Source organism: Gloeocapsopsis sp. IPPAS B-1203, from assembly GCF_002749975.1.
In the GTDB taxonomy this organism is placed as follows: domain Bacteria; phylum Cyanobacteriota; class Cyanobacteriia; order Cyanobacteriales; family Chroococcidiopsidaceae; genus Gloeocapsopsis.
Map to the genome: position 1 here is coordinate 237,741 of NZ_PEIG01000005.1, position 19,286 is coordinate 257,026.

Here is a 19,286-nt window from a genome sequence, read left to right on the forward strand (position 1 = left end):
TTAGACGATCTCTCAATCCTAGTTTTCCCCGCTTTATGTCCTTGTTTTGTGTAACTTCCTCTGTGCTAAATACCCTGATCCCTCATTTATTAAGTTATGAAAGTATTTGTAGAAGTCGATCACATTGATCAGGAATTCTTGCTACCGAATGGTGGTAAATATGTAGCGCTACGCAATATTGAACTAAAAATTCAACAAGGTGAATTTATTTCTTTAATTGGACACTCTGGCTGCGGTAAATCAACACTACTGAATATCATTGCAGGGCTAAATCGTCCAGCAAGAGGTGGGGTACTGCTCGAAGGGCGACAAGTTACAAAGCCTGGTCCTGACCGGATGGTGGTGTTTCAGAATTACTCATTATTACCTTGGTTAACAGTACGGGAAAATATTGCTTTAGCAGTTGATGAAGTTATGAGCAATGTCCCAAAAGGCGAACGCCGAGGTATTGTTGAGCATCATATTGATTTAGTCGGGCTGCGTCATGCGGCAAATAAACGACCAGGAGAAATTTCTGGGGGCATGAAACAGCGGGTGGCGATCGCCCGTGCCCTTTCTATTCGCCCAAAATTGCTATTGCTAGATGAACCGTTTGGTGCATTAGATGCTTTGACTCGTAGTGGTTTGCAAGATCAGTTGATGAAGATCTGCGAAGAAAACCACATGACGTGTGTGATGGTAACGCACGATGTCGATGAAGCTTTGCTGCTGTCAGATCGCATTGTCATGCTGACGAATGGACCCGAATCGCATATTGGACAAATTCTTGAAGTTCCCTTCCCACGTCCGCGTCATCGCTTGGAAGTTGTGAATCATCCCAACTACTACAGCTTGCGTAATGAAATTGTTTATTTCCTCAATCAGCAAAAACGTGCAAAGCAGCGTAAGGCACAGCAAGCCGTAGCGATCGCTCGCAATGGTTTAGAAAAAGTCAATTTGGAAATTGGTTTTGTTCCACTAACCGATTGTGCTCCCTTGGTTGTGGCAAAAGAGAAAGGATTTTTTGAAAAATACGGTTTAGATCAAGTTATTTTGTCACGCGAACCAAGTTGGAAAGTGCTTGCCGAAGGTGTGGCAACACGCCGCTTGGATGCTGCGCAAATGACTGCAGGAATGCCCTTAGCAATGACAATGGGGATGAATGGTAAAGCCCCGCAACCAGTCGTTACAGGGTTAGTTCTCGCACGCAATGGTAATTCAATTACTTTGAGCAAGCGGTTTTATGATGAAGGAGTTAGGACGCTTGCTGATTTTAAAGCGGCGATCGCCCGAACACCTGATAAAGTACATACTTTAGGTATGGTACACCCAGCATCAATGCATAACTTGATGCTACGATACTGGCTTTCTTCAGCAGATATTGATCCTGATTTGGATGTAAGCCTGACGGTGATTCCGCCACCGCAGATGGTCGCGAACCTCAAAGCTGGAAATATTGATGGATTCTGTGTTGGTGAACCTTGGAATTCCCGCGCAGTGAAAGAAGACTTGGGTTTTGTAATTGCAACAGATTTGGATATCTGGAACGGACACATTGAGAAAGTTTTAGGCGTGCGCGAAGATTGGGCAAATCAACATCCAGAAGCGCACCTGGCTTTAATTAAAGCTTTACTTGAGGCATGTGAATACTGCGACGATCGCCGCAATCGCGAAGAAATTGTCACGTTGTTGGCACAACCTCAATATGTTGGTGTTGCGCCAGAGTACATTCGCCCTGGATTTATTGACGAATACGCACGCGGTAACGATACGGAACCCGAAATGCTGTTGCGGTACAACCAGTTTTATATTGACCGTACTAATTGTCCGTACCGCGTTGAGGGGCTTTGGATGATGACGCAGTTGGCACGGTGGGGAATTACACCTTTCCCGAAAAACTGGATTGAAATTTTGGATCGAGTGCAGCGTGTCGATTTATTCGGTGCAGCAGCAAGAGATCTTGATTTATTAGATGTAGAACCTGACCGTGGTTCAATTCACTTCTTTGATGGCACAGTATTTAATCCTGATGACCCGATTCGCTATCTCAATAGTCTCAAATTCAAGCGCGATGTGCGGATTGAAGAAGTTGTCTTTGATGCAACGCCAGCAGCCGTGTAGAAAGGGGCGAGGGGCGAGTGAATAGCAGTTAGTTGTTATCCCATAACTCTAGTTTCTCCACAATTGAAACATTCTGAACCGTAATTCTTACCGATATCTAAAATATGCAAACTCTGAACACTACTGCTCTTAGAAAACCTGAAGTTCTTAACGGCGATCCTTTTCTGGTCATCGATAACGTCTCTAAGATTTATCCGACACCTACGGGTCCTTACACGGTGTTAGATGGCATTAATCTCACGGTTTATGAAGGTGAATTTATCTGTTTAATTGGTCACTCTGGCTGTGGTAAATCGACGCTTTTAGATATGGTGTCAGGATTTCGCAAGCCGAGTGAAGGTGAAGTCAGACTGCAAACCAAACGCATCACTGAACCTGGTCCCGATCGCATGGTGGTGTTTCAAAATTACTCGCTATTACCTTGGTTGAGCGCCTTTGAAAATGTATATTTAGGAATTGATTCGGTTTATCCAAATAAACCCAAAGCTGAAAAAACGGCGATCGCCAACGAACATCTCGCAATGGTTGGGCTTGCAGATGCAGCCAATAAAAGACCCAGAGAACTTTCTGGTGGCATGAAACAGCGCGTATCAATTGCGCGGGCTTTAGCGTTGCGTCCTAAAGTTTTAGTGTTAGATGAACCTTTTGGTGCGCTTGACCCCATCACTAGAGAGGAACTGCAAGAAGAACTGCTGAAAATTTGGAGCGATCATCAAGTAACAGTACTAATGATTACGCACGACATTGACGAAGCATTGTTCTTAGCAGATCGCTTGGTCATGATGACGAATGGTCCAGCAGCAAATATTGGGGAAGTTATGAATATTCCTTTCCCACGTCCCCGCAATCGCGCTCGCATCATGGAAGATCCTGAATACTATAATCTACGCAACCAAGCGCTTGATTTTCTCTATCGCCGTTTTGCACACGCAGATGAGTAAAGAGGGATAAGGAGTGAGGGGGAGTGGCTAGTTACTAGTGAATAGTGATTAGTTTTGAATTTTGTTAGCGTAGCGGTGCCTTAGCACGTTTTGAATTACAAAGAATTCTCATAACTTCTTAAACTCATAACTCAACACTCTTTACGAGTAACTCTCTATCTCTTCTATCCCAACTCCCCTAGTTTTCTTGCCTATCGAGGGATATTAACAATGACCGATACAACTAAAACCCTCTGTCCCTATTGTGGTGTAGGCTGCGGTTTGGATGTGTCGCCGCCAGCACAGCCAGGGAAGGCAATTAATCGAGATAGCCAAGGTAATCCGATTTGGAAGGTGAAAGGCGATCGCAATCATCCTTCGAGTCAAGGCATGGTTTGTGTCAAAGGCGCGACAATCGCTGAATCGATTGATAAAAACCGCTTGCGTTACCCTATGCTGCGCGACTCCTTAGATCAACCATTTCGCCGCGTGAGTTGGGATGAGGCTTTAACACATATTGTGAGTCGGATGCGATCGCTGTGTGCAACTCAAGGAGCCGATGCTATATGTATGTATGGTTCAGGGCAAATGCAAACCGAGGATTACTACGTTGCGCAAAAACTGCTTAAAGGTTGCCTAGGAACGAATAACTTTGACTCGAATTCCCGCTTGTGTATGTCATCAGCTGTTGCTGGCTATGTGCAAAGCTTGGGTGCGGATGGTCCTCCATGCTGCTATGAGGATTTAGATTTAACCGACTGCGCCTTTATTATTGGCTCGAACGCTGCTGAATGTCACCCAATTGTTTTTAATCGCCTGCAGAAACACCATAAGAAAAACCACGACGTCAAAATGATTGTGGTCGATCCACGTCGCACTCCTACTGCTGAAGTTGCCGACTTACATTTAGCAATCCATCCAGGGACAGATATTGATCTACTCAATGGCATTGCCCATCTACTATTACGTTGGGGCTATTTTGAGTCTGAGTTTGTTAGTGAGTGTACAGCAAACTTTCCGGCGTTTGCTGAGGTAATTTCCCACTATCCACCTGATATTGTTGCTAGAAGATGTGGCATATCAGTTGAGGACTTGGAAACATCTGCCCGCTACTGGGGAACAAGCAAGCGCGTTCTTTCACTGTGGTCAATGGGAGTAAATCAATCTACCGAGGGCACAGCCAAGGTACGTGGCATCATTAACTTGCACCTCATGACTGGGCAAATTGGTAAGCCTGGGTGTGGTCCTTTTTCTCTCACAGGTCAACCCAACGCAATGGGTGGACGAGAATCAGGAGGATTGTGTAATTTATTACCAGGATACCGTCACGTCCAAAATGCCCAAGAAAGAGCAGAAGTTGAGAAATTTTGGGGCATTCCCGCAGGCAGAATTTCATCTAATTGGGGTCGTACTGCATGGGACATGATTATAGGTTTAGAAACCGGAGACATCGGCTTACTATGGATTGTCGCGACGAATCCGGCTGTGAGTTTACCTGATGTCAAGCGCACCCAAGCTGCATTACTGCGATCGCCTTTTACGGTGTATCAAGATGCGTACTACCCTACCGAAACCGCAGCGTATGCACACGTGTTACTACCTGCAGCGCAATGGGGTGAAAAAACGGGCACAATGACCAATTCTGAGCGGGTTGTGACGTTGTGTCAGGCATTTCGCCCACCTGTAGGGGAAGCCAAGCCTGATTGGGAAATTATTGCAGAAGTTGGGCGACGGCTAGGATTTGCCGATAAGTTTCCTTTTGCAAATTCGGCAGAAGTTTATGCTGAGTATGTCCAATTAACACGCGATCGCCCTTGCGATATGACGGGAATTAGTCACGCGAGGTTAGCCCAAGATCCGATACAATGGCCATACCCTGATGAAGGGGTGAGGGGCGTGGATCTTGGGACGAGGGAATCCTGCAAGCGATTGTATACAAATTTGCGGTTTGCAACACCCGATGGACGGGCGCGATTTAGTGCTTATCACTCGCGAGGACTGGCTGAACCTCCTGATGCAGAGTATCCGTTTGTACTCACAAATGGAAGACTATACGGTCACTGGCATACCCAAACACGCACAGGAAGAATTGAAAAAATTAAACAAATGCATCCGCAGCCCTTTTTGGAAATTCATCCTCGTGATGCAGCAAAGCTAAAGATTCAAGAAAATGATTTGGTAGAAGTGCGATCGCGGCGCGGAAAAGCACAATTTCCAGCGAAAGTCACAAAAGCGATCGCACCTGGGACACTTTTTGTGCCTATGCACTGGGGCGCACTTTGGGGAGATGAAACTGAAGCTAATGCCCTCACGCACCCTGAACACGATCCCGATTCGCATCAACCCGAACTGAAAGCCTGTGCCGTACAACTGATTCCTGTCGCACTGAAAGCAAATGTCAGTAAATTAAAAGACAACTTTCAACAGAATCAGTCAAACGAAATTATAATACGCATCACTTCTTAACTAGGCAGGCAAGATGCCTGCTCCACACGCCACTCTACTAACACCCTAACCCCTCGACGCCAGTTGCTACAACGGAGGACACCTCCGCAATGCACTGGCTCCCCCTCGCTCCTTGCTCCTAATACACTTCTGGGACAAAAAACTGCTCATTCTTGGGAGGGCGGATATAATCGCTACCAGGCTGTCTTGGTGGTAGTTCCATTGGTTGGGGAACGATGTCTTGATAGTGAATTTTGCTCAAAATATGACTGATGCAATTAAGACGGGCGCTTTTTTTATGGTCAGCTTCTACAGTAAACCAAGGCGCTTCCGGAATATTTGTATGTGCAAACATCACATCTTTAGCTTTGGAATATTCTACCCAGCGATCGCGTGATTCAATATCCATTGGGCTAAGTTTCCATCGTCTTGCTGGATCGCTAGCGCGCGATTGAAAGCGACGTTCCTGTTCTTCATCGCTAATCGAAAACCAGTATTTTAGCAAAATCATGCCAGAACGAACTAACATCCGCTCAAATTGAGGACAGGAAAATAAGAATTCCTCATATTGTTCTTCTGTACAGAAACCCATAACCCGTTCTACACCAGCGCGATTGTACCAACTGCGATCAAACAGTACAATCTCTCCTGCACCTGGTAAATGAGGTACATAACGTTGAAAATACCATTGCGACTTTTCATGATCCGATGGTGTTCCTAAAGCAACTACTCGACAACCACGAGGATTTAAAGAATCAACAATTCGCTTGATTGTGCCACCTTTACCAGCCGCATCACGCCCTTCAAAAATTATCCCTACTCTTAAGCCTTGGTGCTTTACCCAATACTGGAGTTTTACCAATTCGACTTTCAACTGAGATAATTCTTGCTTATAAACTTTCTTTTTTAATTTCTTTTTTGTAGTCTCTTTTTCTGTCGTTTCTTTGGAAGCAACTCCATTTTTATCGGCTGATTTCATTTTTTTATTCCATATTTTTAATTTTAAACTAATGATTACACATCCTCAAGGGTAAAAAAATATTATTAAATTGTAGTGTAATTTACAGTTTATGAATTATATTTTAAATTTCTGCCACAAGCTGTCAACGATGAACATACTATTAAATTGAGGCAAGATTAACACAAAAAGACAACTCAATAGTTGAAATTTTGCTAGCCACTCACTCCTTGCACTCTATGATGCCATCATCAGGAAGTTCCAAGACTCTTCAGCCGCCATCTCAATTGACGCGCTTCTTAGTTTGTGGACTAGGTAGTTTAGGACAACACTGCGTTGCAGTATTGAAAGACTATGGTGTTGCCGTAAGTGCAATTGATTTAATCCTGCCACAAAATTGGGAAGTTCCTGAGTTACCAAACTTATTAGATGATTTAGCGATCGGAGATTGTCGTCAAGCGGCCATTTTGGAGCAAGTTAAAATTCGTGAGTGTCGCTCTATTCTTTTAGTAACTAGCGATGAGCGAGGAAACACAGAAGCAGCATTTGCAGCACGATTATTAAATCCAGATATTCGCTTAATTCTGCGTTCGGATAAACAAAATCTCAATCAACTTTTAAGTGAGAATCTCGGTAATTTTGTTGCATTTGAACCGAGTCAACTATCAGCAGCAGCATTTGCTTTAGCGGCTTTAGGCGATCAAACCTTGGGTTATTTTAATTTAGAAGGACAGCTATTGCGAGTGACAAAGTATCAAGTAAAACCAGGCGATCGCTGGTGCGATCGCTGGTGGGTACATGGGTTGAATACTCGCAATCGTCGCATCTTGAGTCATACTGCAAACTTTTCACCCCTGCCAAAACAATTCTACGAGTGGGAACCAGAAGCAAGAGTAAGAGCAGGAGATACAATAGTTTATATTGAAGTCGCATCAAGTAGTTACTCACAGCAAGCAAAAGCAAGTTCTGTCAAGCAGCAGCTACACCAAGCTGTTCGCCAGGGCATATGGCATCATCTCAAGCATTACATTAGCCAATTTTGGCAATGGACGTATCAATATCAAACACGCCGTGTTGCTGTGCTTTGTTGCTTTACAGTATTAATTTTAGTTGTTTGCGGGACAATTCTCTTTAGATGGGAATATCCAGAGATTAACTTGCAAGATGCTTTCAACGCGACAGCAACGTTGTTGTTAGGCGGATATGGAGATTTATTTGGTGATATTAAACCAGAAACTCCTTTGTCTTTCGGGTTGCAAGTTTTTAGTCTGGCACTAGCCTTAGCAGGTACAGCATTCATTGGCGTATTATACGCATTGCTGATTGATCTGCTATTGACTTCTCGGTTTCATTTTAGCAGTCGTCCTCCCATACCCCAGCAAGATCATATCGTTCTCATTGGCTTAGGTAGATTAGGTCAACGTGTTGCCACCTTGTTGCAAGAATTCAAGCAATCAATTGCAGGAATTAGTAACACCGAGTTAGATCCTGGCATTCTCCCTCAGATGCCGTTAGTTATCGATAACGTCATCAGTGCTTTTAGTAAAATACATCTAGAAAATGCCAAAAGTGCCATTATCATTACCGAAGATGATTTAGAAAATCTAGAAATCGGTTTGATGGTTCATGCTGCTAATCCTGATGTTGGCGTCATTATTCATTCGTACGATCAGCACTTTCGCGATCAAGTAGCAAAACTCTTTCCTTATGCCAAAGTACTATGTGCTTCAGCGTTATCTGCAGAAGTCTTTGCAGCAGCAGCGTTTGGGGAAAACGTATTGAGTTTATTTCACTTCAACAACACCACAGTACTTGTGACAGAATATTTCATTGAAACTGGAGATACCTTAAATGGCTTGATGTTGTCTGAGGTCGCTTATGGCTACGCTGTTGTTCCAGTTTTATATCAGCATGATAAACATGAATCAGCAAAATTTATGCCGGCGCCGGAAACGCGGCTGTATGTCGGCGATCGCCTGATAGTGTTAGCCACAAGTCAGAGTTTACAACGCATCGAACGCGGTGAAATGACCCCCCGAACTCGGCAAGTACAGATTGAAAAAGCCCTCAATCAAGATGCTGTTTTTGATGGTGCAAATGCGATCGCACTGATTTCAGGTTGTAGTTTGGCGATCGCTCGCAAATTAATGAATAACTTACCAGCAACATTACCCCAGCCTTTATATCATCACCAAGCACAACATTTAGTCTGGGAGTTAAGTAAAGTTCAAGTCACCGCACATTTAACTGCATTAAAAGGCTCCAACTCGGTTTGAGTTACGAATTAGTATTAAATATCAAAATTATAGTTATGCTGATGCTTCCGTAAATAATTTGGGACTTTGATGGAACTTTATATGACACTTCACAATTCAGTTAGATGATGAGGTTTTAGTATGGTTTCGTGAACAAGCTCACAAAGCAGGCGGAGGAAATTATCAAACTATGATTAACGAAGCTTTACACCAGCATATTCAGTAGAGTCGCGAACCTTTAGAGGAAATACGCAGAGTTATGCGTAAAGAGCTTGAACGTATTGAGCGTTAAGGTGCTTGTTGAGAGCTAACTACCCCAAATCAGGTATTTTCAAATATTGACGATATGTAAATGGTTTCGCTCTTTTGATTGAAAAGCTTGTACAACTCTCTCTACCTGAATTGCTCAGTATGATATGCGGAAAGTTTCTGCATAGTAATTATAGTTAGCTAGCTTCTCTGGGTTGGGGCTGTACCTTCGGATTGTTTGTGGGATATCTATGTTGAGCGATCGCAAAACAGTTACATATCTTGAGTAGCGATTTATATTTGACAAAGCAACATCTTTGTAAATCAGCTCATCTGTATGAAGCGATCCGCCCCCTTAGTTCCAACATTTGATTCAATGCTTATACCCACAATTCAAGCTCTACAAATTCTGGGTGGATCCGGTACAACTGAGGAGATTTACGACCAGGTAGTACAAATTCTTGATTTGCCGGATAAGGTTCTGGAAATTCCGCACGGCAGTACATCCCAAAGTGAAGTTGAGTACCGTCTTGGGTGGAGCCGTACTTATTTGAAAAAATACGGGCTTTTGCAGAATTCAGCACGCGGTGTCTGGTCCCTGGTATCAACCTCTATCAATCTTGATAACCTAGATACAAAGGAAATTGTCAAGGCTGTTCGAGATGCAGAGAAATGCAAAGTTGTTTCTTCAGAGCCAACGATAGAAACCTTTGAATCGATTGAACCCCTGGAACTAGCATGGCATCAGCAGTTGCACAAAATGTTGCTAACCCTTGAGCCATCTGCATTTGAGCGTTTAGCACAACGCCTACTGCGTGAGTCTGGGTTTATCCAAGTTCAAGTTACAGGAAAATCGGGTGACGGTGGAATTGATGGAGTGGGCATTGCCCGTATCAATGGTTTTTTGAGCTTCCATGTCCTTTTCCAATGCAAACGTTATCAAGGTTCAGTAACAGCGGGTCAAATTCGGGATTTTCGGGGAGCCATGCAAGGGCGTACTGACAAGGGGCTATTGATCACGACTGGCACATTCACTAGAGATGCGATTAAGGAGGCAACACGAGATGGCGCGCCACCCATTGACTTGATAGACGGCGAGCAGTTAGTCCAACGATTGAAAGAGTTGGGGCTTGGTGTCAAGATCGCCACGATTGAGTCAGTGGAAGTTGACACAGCTTGGTTTGCAAAAATTTAACGCAATGGAGGTCAAATGGTTACAACTCTTAACAAACCATCTTCTCTAATTCATGAAATCCAACTTGAAAAAGTTGGCAACTGGAATTTATTCAAATTCAGTGCATCTCTTCAACTGCGAATGGAGGATCTTCTAGAAAAGAAAAAAGCCGATCAAATCACTCCTGATGAATTTGCTGAATTGGATGCGATCGCAGAGTTGGATCGTATTTTTACTCATATCAACGCGATGCTTGCTGCTCAAAATGCGAATCAGTGATGAACTTAAGCAAGCTGTTCGAGTGCAAAGCTATTTTTTGCCCTATCGACTATTTCTCTCTCTAACTCAACCGGGAAATTACGGCAAGTACTTTTGGACAACATCCCAACCTGTGAGTGACACCCAAACTAACCCCAGAAACAAGATGATATTTGTTCCTATATGAAGCGATCGCATCCACGATTGACTATCTATAAAAATTGCACTGAGTGCGGAGAGTAAAACTAAGCCGACGACAAATAATCCGGCGGGAAGATGAGAAGAATGTCCTAGGCTACCAAAGTGACCCAACGTTCCCACAATACCGATTGCTAACAGTAGCAAGACTAGTAGAACTAAGCTACCACCAAACATAAAATGCAGCGATCGCAGCCAACTCGGACGTGATGTGCGTGTTGTTCGGGCGCGAAACATCCAAACACCAGTAACGGCTAACAATAGATATGCTAGCAGCGATAAACCCATTGACCATGCTGCTATTTTCCACAACCACAAAAAGGAAGGCAGATTCAACTTAAACCAAATCCCTAGCAAGTACTACAATTTACCTTAACGCCTTAGGGGAGTTGGTAGTTGTCTTTCCTGCGAGGGAAATGTGTTAACCAAGTTTTTATCAATTTAATCGCTTATTATCTCAAAAAAAGCTACTAGCAATCAGCTAAATAGACTTTATGATCGTCCGCCCTCTAATAAATTAAAGGAACCACAAATGCGCAACCTTAAAATTTTAAACCCTTGAATTTATCTGTAAGGTTTAGTTAACAGCTAATTACTCTGCAAACTTGTATGATTGAATGCTCTAATCTACCGAAGTCAAAACAGCAGCCGTTAAACTTTTTCTTTTCTCATTGATTTCTGGAACTTCTGCTTCTTCAATCGTGCCCTCTTCACTAACGCAGAGGCGATCGCAGGGGATCGTATCTGAAAGAATTGCACTTGCCATCATGCCAGTATGAATTTCTAGCATTGATTTCGGTGGCGCTTCAAACACCAAGCGCTGACCTGGAAAGACCACTCTTTCAAAATACCAATTAGGAATATTAGAAATGCGAGCAATCTGAATTTTACTTGTCGCATTAACATAGCAGCAGACAAGTTGACTAGATTGGTTTGGTGGTAAAGGATCTAAAATTTGAGCCATAGCCGCCAAGTAGCGTCAAGCCACACCTATGAGATTACAATAGCCAAGCTAACACTGAGCGATCCCCAGTTGCTGTAACCCCGACTACCAACTGATGGCTACAATAAAAATTCTGTCTAAATCCAGAACAACAAGTTTAATTCTGTAGTTAATTAAACTCAATTTTTGCGCAATTAGCAATCACTTCGCGTCCCTGATTAAAAATTTCCACGCGGCGAAGTAAACTGAGTGTTATCGTAAAGTTATATGAAAAATGCTTTCATAAAGTTTCCAAATCACCAGGCATCTATCTGGGGATCAGTTTTAAATAACTCCACAGTTAGCTGCACTTAAGAACAGAAGAGGATTCCGAACCCTTGCTCCTGTCCAACAATTGCTAAGTTTCAGTTTTAGATAAGCGCTATGGAAAACCGAATTCTCTACGTTCGCCTTCCCTGCAACCCAATTTTTCCCATTGGAGTTGTTTACCTAGCAGATCATATCCACAAGCAGTTTCCTGATGTTGAGCAACGCATTTTCGATTTAGGAACAGTCCCACCGCTCGATTTTGCCTCTGCTCTTGATACTTGTGTTGATGAATTTCAACCAACATTGCTCGTCTTTTCCTGGCGAGATATTCAGATTTACGCACCTGTAGGGGGAAGAGGTGGTAATCCTCTCCAAAATGCCTTTGAATTTTACTATGCGCGTAATCCTTTGATTAAACTGCGAGGAGCAATTGGCGGACTTAGACTCGCAGCGTCTTATTACACAGAACTGTGGCGCAACTTAGGATTAATTAAACGCGGACTCAGCCGCGCTAGAAAACACCAACCAGCAGCTCGTGCAGTCGTCGGTGGTGGTGCAGTGAGTGTCTTTTATGAGCAATTAGGAGACAAGTTACCTACAGGAACAATTATTTCTGTGGGTGAGGGAGAACTATTAATAGAAAAACTGATTCGAGGTCAAGAATTTCGAGATGAGCGCTGTTATGTTGCTGGAGAAAAGTCACGCGATCGCCTGATTCACGAGCAACCCACTCCTATAGAAAAGAGTGCCTGTAACTACGACTATATCGAAAGTATCTGGTCTGAATTTCAATACTATCTTCAAGATCAAGATTTCTACGTCGGCGTCCAAACTAAGCGTGGTTGTCCGCACAATTGCTGCTACTGCGTTTACACAGTTGTGGAAGGAAAACAAGTCCGCATTAACCCTGCTGACGAAGTTGTCGCCGAGATGCAACAACTCTACGATCGCGGCATTCGCAACTTTTGGTTTACCGATGCCCAATTCATTCCAGCGCGACGATTTATTAATGATGCAATAGAACTCTTACAAAAAATCCTCGATGCAGGGATGCAAGACATCCACTGGGCGGCTTATATCCGAGCTGATAATTTAACACCTCAGTTATGTGACTTAATGGTCAAAACGGGGATGAACTACTTTGAAATTGGGATCACGAGTGGTTCTCAAGAACTTGTCCGCAAAATGCGTATGGGTTATAACCTCCGCACAGTCTTAGAAAACTGCCGCGATCTCAAAGCCGCAGGATTCAACGATCTCGTTTCTGTCAACTACTCTTTTAATGTAATTGACGAACGCCCAGAAACAATTCGGCAAACGATCGCCTATCACCGCGAACTTGAACGGATTTTTGGTGCAGATAAAGTCGAACCAGCAATCTTCTTTATCGGGTTACAACCGCATACCCACTTAGAAGAATATGCCTTGAAAAACCAAATTCTGAAACCAGACTACGATCCCATGAGTTTAATGCCTTGGACAGCCAAGAAACTGCTATGGAACCCCGAACCCCTCGGTTCCTTCTTTGGTGAAGTTTGCCTAGCAGCATGGCAGAAAAACCCCAATGACTTCGGTAGAGAAGTGATGAACATTCTCGAAGCACGTCTTGGTTGTGCTGATTTAGAAGAAGCTTTATCTGCACCAATAGAAACCGACAAAAAACAGCTTGTTACAGCTTAATAAAATTGGTAATGGGTCATGGGTCATAGGTAATAGGCCATATCATCTTCGCTCACCCAATTACCAATTACCGCGTTCCCAGTTACCACTTGCTCAAATTCATGTTAGAAGGTTCCATTCTCCAACAACTAGCCACTGCCCACGCTCACAATAGCCAACCTCTTAATTTGGGCGTGTACTACAAAAACACCCTTGTCGCACTTTGCCACGCCTTAGAAGACTGTATTCTGACCTCAAATAATCCGCCATTAGTGATTACAGCTTTCCAACAAGGAAAATGGTATCTACAAGAGGCAGAGCGATATAGCCAAATTGCGCAAAAAGCAAGACATATCGCAATTATGGCAGCCCCTGATACAGGCTTTGCAGAGCATCCGACAAGTCAAATGACGAATGTTGATTTAGTTGCCTTAGATCCTCAAGATCCTGTAGCACAAGAGTGGCATCTGATTATATATTCTCCTAGCTACACCGCGATGGTGTTATGTCAAGAGTTATCTGATACTGATTATGGCACTGCGGGAAGACCAACAGTAGATCTAGAGCGGAAATTTTATGGCTTTTGGACATTTGAGCCAGCGTTAGTACGAGAAACGGTAGATTTGGCGATCGCCCATATTGGCAAATACAATCCTGAACTTCAGCAACAACTAATTGCTTTAGTTAATGCGATCGCCACTGATGCTCCCAGCGACATGGATGATTTAGGTCATGCAGTTTCTCGCGTTGTTGATTATCTGCAAATCAGTCAAACTGGTGTCAGTCAATTAGACCCGAGTGCGCAACAAGTCCTCGATCAAAACTTAGTTTCTAACGAATTACAAGCATTTTTACGCCTAGCCCAACTTATTGATATAGCCGATACAGAAAACCCGATGGCAGCAGCAGAAATTGCTGCTTTAGCTGAAACTCTGGGACAATTATTAGACTTACCCGCATGGCAATTAAAGCGCTTGCGTCTAGCAGGATTACTGCATCGTATCGCGCCCGCAACTGTCGGAGTGCAATACGGTGATGAAGCACCAAGTTGCCCATTAGTACCCGCAGCCCAAGTACTACGTACAATGCCCAGAATGCAGGCGATCGCCCACATCATTACGCACCAAAATGAGTGGTGGAACGGTAACGGTCAACCTGCGGGTTTATCAGGTCAAGAAATTCCGCTAGAATCACGCATTTTAGGCTTAGTTGCTGCATTTCAAAAACGTGTTACTCAACTGCAAGCATCACAACCTCAGCATTCACCTTTAACACAAGCCTTAACCGAGTTTAAACAACAGCAGGGACAAATCTGGGAACCAAAACTCGTTGCTACCCTAGAACTATTGGTGATGGGTTTACAGCAAGGATTAGAATTGCCAGTTACAGCACCAAAAATTAGTACAGGAATGTGGTTAGTTGATCCGCAAACGAGTGAAGATAGCAAGCGTCATCAAACAGCAAGGAGCCAGGTGTGAGTAGCGATCGCCCTATATTCGAGCAGGAAAAAGGCATAAATAAAGATATTGCTGCCCTGCATTCTGGTAGCAAACATCTACCAGGAGCTAATCTAGAAGATGCGGAACTAGCCGGTATTGCCTTAGAAGGTGTCAATTTAGCCGGAGCAACACTTGTTGGAGCAAATCTTGCTGGTTGTAAGTTAGAACGCGCGCGATTAGATGGTGCTAATCTTCTAGGAGTTCAGCTCACAGGTGCAGACTTGCGAGCAAATTTCCTCGGAGCTAACTTGATGCAAGCTGACTTGACAGGTGCAGACTTACGTGGTAGTAACTTACGGGGCGCTAATTTGATGGGTGCCAAGCTGTCGCAAGCTTCTTGTGCAGGAGCCTTCTTGAGTGGAGCCAATCTGATGAGTGGCAACTTGCAAGGAGTAGACTTACGTGGTGCAGATCTACGCGGCGTCAATCTTAGCGGTGCTAATTTGCATGGAGCGAATTTAAGTCAAGCTGATTTACAAGGCGCCTTACTACAGCAAGCAAACCTCGAAGAAGCAGATTTAAGAGGTGCAAATCTCACCGGAGCAAACTTAACCGGAACAAACCTTTTATGTGCAGAACTCGAAGGAACCAATCTCACCGGAGTTAATCTTGCTGGTGCGTGTCTGATAGGTACTAATGTCGTTTCGCCTTAGAGTTGTTGCGTGGAGGAAAGCAGGGGAGTTTTGAGTTTTGAGTTTTGAGTTTTGAGTTGAAGAGGGTTACTTGTAAAAGTGTAATAGTCAAGACTTTCTCAATTCACGTATTCAAAACTCTTTTATGCCTCTGTGGTTCGTATGTTCCAGCAGTATAACTTTCTCCATCGCTTCTTAAGACTAGCAAGCATCAACATTATCTCCAACCTGATGGTGCCGCTTGCTGGATTAATCGATGTTGCCTTTTTAGGACACCTTGCTGAAATTCGTCACTTAGCTGGAGTTGCTTTAGCTACAGTGCTATTCAACTACATTTACTGGACATTTGGCTTTTTGCGCATGGCAACGACTGGAACCACAGCCCAAGCAGTAGGACGCCGCGATCGCGAAACAACTATACTAATAGGCTTGCGCAATACTATACTCGCTTTAGCATTAGGGTTATTTATCTTACTTTTACAGCAGCCTTTACGCGAACTAGGATTTACCCTACTCAGTGCGACCCCAGAAGTCAAAGCCGCAGGGAGAGATTACTACAACACTCTAATTTGGGGTGCGCCAGCAACTTTAATCAACTTCGTCGTTGTGGGTTGGTTTCTCGGACGCGAACAAAGTAGCAAAGTATTACTTTTGTCCGCAGTTGCAAATGGAGCAAATATTTTTCTAGATTACATTTTAATTAATCGTTGGGGATTAGAAAGTGCAGGTGCTGGAATTGCTACAGCCACTAGTCAGTATCTCATGTTGCTCACAGGAGGAGTGCTAGTTTATCTAGAACATCAATTGCGAACAATCCCAATACAATGGCAGCAGATATTTGATGTGCGTGCTTTAAAGGCAGCTTTTTCTCTTAACGGAAATATCTTAATCCGCACTTTGGCGCTAGTTTCTACATTTGCGTTTTTTACTAATCTAAGTTCTGTTTTAGGAACTGCAATACTCGCGACAAACACACTCTTGATGCAAGTAGTAACTTTAGCAGCTTACTTTATTGATGGATTAGCATTTGCAACTGAAAGTCTTGCAGGTATTTTTCGGGGTCAAGGTAGTAGTAAGCTATTGTTACCTCTACTCTGGGTTTCTGGAGGAACAAGTTTAGTTATCGGGCTACTTTTTGCCATTCTCTTTGTCGGCTTTCCTCGTCTTCTCTTTGGATTATTAACGCATCATCTCACTGTCATTGAGCAAATAGATAACTATGTTCTCTGGCTATTGCCGATTCTCAGCATTGGTTCCCAAGCTTATATGCTTGATGGTTACTTTTTAGGTTTAACCGAAGGACGCATTCTGCGCAATGCATCTGTGATTGCTGCGATCGCTGGTATTGTTTTTATGCTAGTTGTAGCCTATTTATTTCCCAGTAATCACCTGTTGTGGCTAGCGCTATCTTGTTTTATGGCAGCCAGAGTTGTGACATTAGCAATTCAATTACCAGCAAGCTATGAAGCTTAGAGAGTTATGACTGTTGAGTTATGAGTTATGAGTTATAAAACTTTCTTCAATTCAAAACTCAAAACTCAAAACGTGCTAAGGCACCGCTACGCTAACAAAACTCTATTACCCACACTCCTACACTCCCACTCTCATCACTTGCGCCTCACCCACAACGCTAGTACACCTAAAAATAATAACCCCATCACGCCAGCAAGTGGATTACGCTCAACGCCAGTAATCCAATCAGGGACTTGACCAGAATATTGAGTCAATTGCCCGACATTAATGATGTAGTATCCCCAAATTAAACCTGCGTGTAAACCAATCGGTAAGCCGAGGCGATTTTTTCGCATTCGCGCCCAGACTAATGTCAGCCCCAACACAACTAAAGCTGGAAATTGCGGCAATGTCCGTAAGATATCTGGCAATGGTTTAATAAAATGCAACAGTGCAAATAAAGTCGCATTAATCCACGATGCACGTTGAAAACGGTAATCGCGCAGCAACTCGTCGAGTAACCAACCGCGAAATAGTAACTCTTCAGCGAAGCCAACAGCGATCGCAACGATCGAGCCTTCTAAAACTATTCGTGGTAAAAAGCCCGTACTCGGAAGCCAAACTAACCAACCTAACCAACCTTCGACTAAAAATAAGCTAAAAACTAACACTACACCAATAATCAATCCGCGCAGCAAATCTAACCAATTGTGCTGCGTTCTCACTAAACCATAGTGTTGTAGTATCTGAGGCTGATGGTAAACGCGCTTTCCCCACCATTGCAGAAGAAATATAAATTCTCCATACAATAGCAGCATTGTCAGAATGCTAATTGTATTGGGATCAAGTCTCGTTAAATAAATTGGTACTGCAAACGGCAACCATATCAACAACAATACCAAGACAAAAACCCCAATTCTAACCGGAACTGGGTATCGTGCAATACTACTAATCTTATGCAGCAACGAGTTTTAATTATTCCTCTGGTTCAATTGTGCTAGTTAGACCGTGATTTTTTAAGGTTTCACAGTAAAACTCAGCATGCTCTTGGGCACAAGCAATCACAAGTGCCATACCATTAGTGTGCGCTTCCATCATGATACTCACAGCTTGCGGCTGAGTAATACTCGGTACCGTCTGCATTAACACTTGCACTACGTACTCCATACTGTTGTAGTCATCATTATGAAGTAGCACGCGATATCGAGGTGCGAGCTTTCTAATTGTTGAAGGCTTCTCAAGGGTTTCGACAGACACTGCTATCCACTTTTTTAATTCACTACAACACTCTGTTAAACCTTTACTTAACAGATATTCATTTATTTTATATCATCTCAACTTATCTGCAAGCGACTGTGCTTAGGAGTTCATGATGTCTTGGGGAAGTGCGATCGCTCTTCCTTAACTAAAATAGTAATCATGCTGGTAAGCAGTACAGGAGTGCCCCTATTTTAAGTTTGATCGCCGACACAAGCCAATCGGATAAGTCTTGTTAGCTTTGTAAAATTAAACTAAGCACCAAGATTACGCCAACTGCTGTGGAGCCAGTATCAATGGATTTTCCCTATGACTTTCAACCGCGACAAATTGTTTATTTAGAAAATAATAATCAACGCTTGTACGCAGAAGTTATTCAAGTCGTAGACTCACGTCAGATGTGCTGGGTACGTCCTTTAGCGTTGGTGACATTTCACTCAGAACCGTCAGTCACATTTGACCAGTTACCATCAGTTACTGACTTACGCTCAACAGCAGATTTGTTTTGGCATAGTGCCTTGTTTCGTCCAGCTTTGGACACTGAGGTGATTCCCTTCTTAGTTGGACAAATGGCTACAGACCCTTCATCTGAAACTAACCCGATTGATGTGGCACAACTTAATCAGTTTATCCGTGGCGTTTGGCAGGCTTATCAAGCTGCACAGTAGACAGAGTTCTGAAAGTTAGCATGAGCAAGTACAACGCACCATTTTTTCTTGACTTTGTTGTACTCAGTGATTTCAAAAACTAGGTACTAACTTAATTCTCCCAGCATCCATCTCAGCCATTAATAACTCTAGTGCTTCATAATCAATATCAGATATATGTCCTTGTGCGGTTAATTCTGAATTAATCGCATTTTCAATATCAGGTGTTAATCGCTTTATATATAATGCTTTTTCTACTAATTGGCGGATGCCATATTTACTTTTCATACTAAGAGTTAGTATTTTACTTGTAATATATTGTCCGATACCT

The 19,286-nt window shown here is 43.2% G+C and carries 17 protein-coding genes and 1 pseudogene; 12 read left to right on the top strand and 6 right to left on the bottom strand.

All coding sequences use genetic code 11. The features are described 5' to 3' along the window. Positions 1 to 96: 96 nt before the first annotated feature. From CSQ79_RS11035 to CSQ79_RS11045, 3 genes are all read left to right on the top strand, one after another. The gene (locus CSQ79_RS11035; protein WP_099701219.1) at positions 97 to 2,100 is read left to right on the top strand and encodes a nitrate ABC transporter ATP-binding protein; all 2,004 of its coding nucleotides are present in this window, start codon (positions 97 to 99) and stop codon (positions 2,098 to 2,100) included. 104 nt (positions 2,101 to 2,204) lie between these two features. Next, positions 2,205 to 3,041, top strand: a complete 837-nt coding sequence (locus CSQ79_RS11040) for an ABC transporter ATP-binding protein (RefSeq protein WP_099701220.1) — start codon at positions 2,205 to 2,207, stop codon at positions 3,039 to 3,041. Between the two features lie 210 nt (positions 3,042 to 3,251). Next, a complete protein-coding gene (locus CSQ79_RS11045) occupies positions 3,252 to 5,486 on the top strand; it encodes a molybdopterin oxidoreductase family protein (protein WP_099701221.1) in 2,235 nt (744 codons plus the stop codon). A 118-nt stretch (positions 5,487 to 5,604) separates the two neighbouring features. Here CSQ79_RS11045 and ppk2 read toward each other — a convergent pair whose 3' ends face one another. Beyond that, a complete protein-coding gene (gene ppk2 / locus CSQ79_RS11050) occupies positions 5,605 to 6,444 on the bottom strand; it encodes a polyphosphate kinase 2 (RefSeq protein ID WP_099701222.1) in 840 nt (279 codons plus the stop codon). Between the two features lie 218 nt (positions 6,445 to 6,662). Here ppk2 and CSQ79_RS11055 point away from each other — a divergent pair, with 218 nt between their 5' ends. From CSQ79_RS11055 to CSQ79_RS11070, 4 genes and pseudogenes are all read left to right on the top strand, one after another. Next, the gene (locus CSQ79_RS11055; protein WP_099701223.1) at positions 6,663 to 8,699 is read left to right on the top strand and encodes an NAD-binding protein; all 2,037 of its coding nucleotides are present in this window, start codon (positions 6,663 to 6,665) and stop codon (positions 8,697 to 8,699) included. 91 nt (positions 8,700 to 8,790) lie between these two features. After that, positions 8,791 to 8,970: pseudogene (locus CSQ79_RS28885) on the top strand (BrnA antitoxin family protein); the annotation flags it as partial. Between the two features lie 294 nt (positions 8,971 to 9,264). Beyond that, the gene (locus tag CSQ79_RS11065) at positions 9,265 to 10,122 is read left to right on the top strand and encodes a restriction endonuclease (RefSeq protein WP_099701224.1); all 858 of its coding nucleotides are present in this window, start codon (positions 9,265 to 9,267) and stop codon (positions 10,120 to 10,122) included. A gap of 15 nt (positions 10,123 to 10,137) precedes the next feature. Beyond that, complete coding sequence (locus CSQ79_RS11070) at positions 10,138 to 10,380, top strand: hypothetical protein (protein WP_099701225.1); 243 nt, start codon at positions 10,138 to 10,140, stop codon at positions 10,378 to 10,380. A 78-nt stretch (positions 10,381 to 10,458) separates the two neighbouring features. On the opposite strand, the gene CSQ79_RS11075 is transcribed toward CSQ79_RS11070, so the two are convergent. Both CSQ79_RS11075 and CSQ79_RS11080 read right to left on the bottom strand, forming a co-directional pair. Continuing rightward, a complete protein-coding gene (locus tag CSQ79_RS11075) occupies positions 10,459 to 10,893 on the bottom strand; it encodes a DUF4079 domain-containing protein (protein WP_099701364.1) in 435 nt (144 codons plus the stop codon). Positions 10,894 to 11,179: 286 nt separating this feature from the next. Continuing rightward, the gene (locus CSQ79_RS11080) at positions 11,180 to 11,521 is read right to left on the bottom strand and encodes a DUF1830 domain-containing protein (RefSeq protein ID WP_099701226.1); all 342 of its coding nucleotides are present in this window, start codon (positions 11,519 to 11,521) and stop codon (positions 11,180 to 11,182) included. 402 nt (positions 11,522 to 11,923) lie between these two features. On the opposite strand from CSQ79_RS11080, the gene CSQ79_RS11085 reads away from it, so the two are divergent. The 4 genes from CSQ79_RS11085 (at position 11,924) to gntT (ending at position 17,072) form a co-directional block, all read left to right on the top strand. Continuing rightward, entirely contained in the window at positions 11,924 to 13,489 is a 1,566-nt protein-coding gene (locus tag CSQ79_RS11085) for a photosystem II high light acclimation radical SAM protein (protein WP_099701227.1), read from the top strand. A 101-nt stretch (positions 13,490 to 13,590) separates the two neighbouring features. Continuing rightward, positions 13,591 to 14,946 carry a DICT sensory domain-containing protein gene (locus CSQ79_RS11090; protein ID WP_099701228.1) on the top strand — a complete coding sequence of 452 codons (1,356 nt, stop codon included), beginning with the start codon at positions 13,591 to 13,593 and terminating at the stop codon, positions 14,944 to 14,946. A gap of 35 nt (positions 14,947 to 14,981) precedes the next feature. Beyond that, entirely contained in the window at positions 14,982 to 15,620 is a 639-nt protein-coding gene (locus CSQ79_RS11095) for a pentapeptide repeat-containing protein (protein WP_099701365.1), read from the top strand. Between the two features lie 141 nt (positions 15,621 to 15,761). Continuing rightward, positions 15,762 to 17,072 carry a guanitoxin biosynthesis MATE family efflux transporter GntT gene (gene gntT, locus CSQ79_RS11100; RefSeq protein ID WP_289501037.1) on the top strand — a complete coding sequence of 437 codons (1,311 nt, stop codon included), beginning with the start codon at positions 15,762 to 15,764 and terminating at the stop codon, positions 17,070 to 17,072. Between the two features lie 134 nt (positions 17,073 to 17,206). Here the strand turns inward: gntT and CSQ79_RS11105 are convergent, their stop codons facing one another. Beyond that, positions 17,207 to 18,016 (bottom strand): CPBP family intramembrane glutamic endopeptidase, encoded by an 810-nt coding sequence (locus tag CSQ79_RS11105; protein WP_099701230.1) that lies wholly within the window; start codon positions 18,014 to 18,016, stop codon positions 17,207 to 17,209. Between the two features lie 10 nt (positions 18,017 to 18,026). Beyond that, positions 18,027 to 18,308 (bottom strand): ATP-dependent Clp protease adapter ClpS, encoded by a 282-nt coding sequence (gene clpS, locus CSQ79_RS11110; RefSeq protein WP_099701231.1) that lies wholly within the window; start codon positions 18,306 to 18,308, stop codon positions 18,027 to 18,029. A 296-nt stretch (positions 18,309 to 18,604) separates the two neighbouring features. Between clpS and CSQ79_RS11115 the strand changes: the two genes are divergently transcribed. After that, entirely contained in the window at positions 18,605 to 18,976 is a 372-nt protein-coding gene (locus tag CSQ79_RS11115) for a hypothetical protein (RefSeq protein WP_099701232.1), read from the top strand. A 72-nt stretch (positions 18,977 to 19,048) separates the two neighbouring features. Here the strand turns inward: CSQ79_RS11115 and CSQ79_RS11120 are convergent, their stop codons facing one another. Continuing rightward, positions 19,049 to 19,243: a hypothetical protein gene (locus CSQ79_RS11120; RefSeq protein WP_099701233.1), complete on the bottom strand. Its 195-nt coding sequence runs from the start codon at positions 19,241 to 19,243 to the stop codon at positions 19,049 to 19,051. Positions 19,244 to 19,286 lie beyond the last annotated feature (43 nt).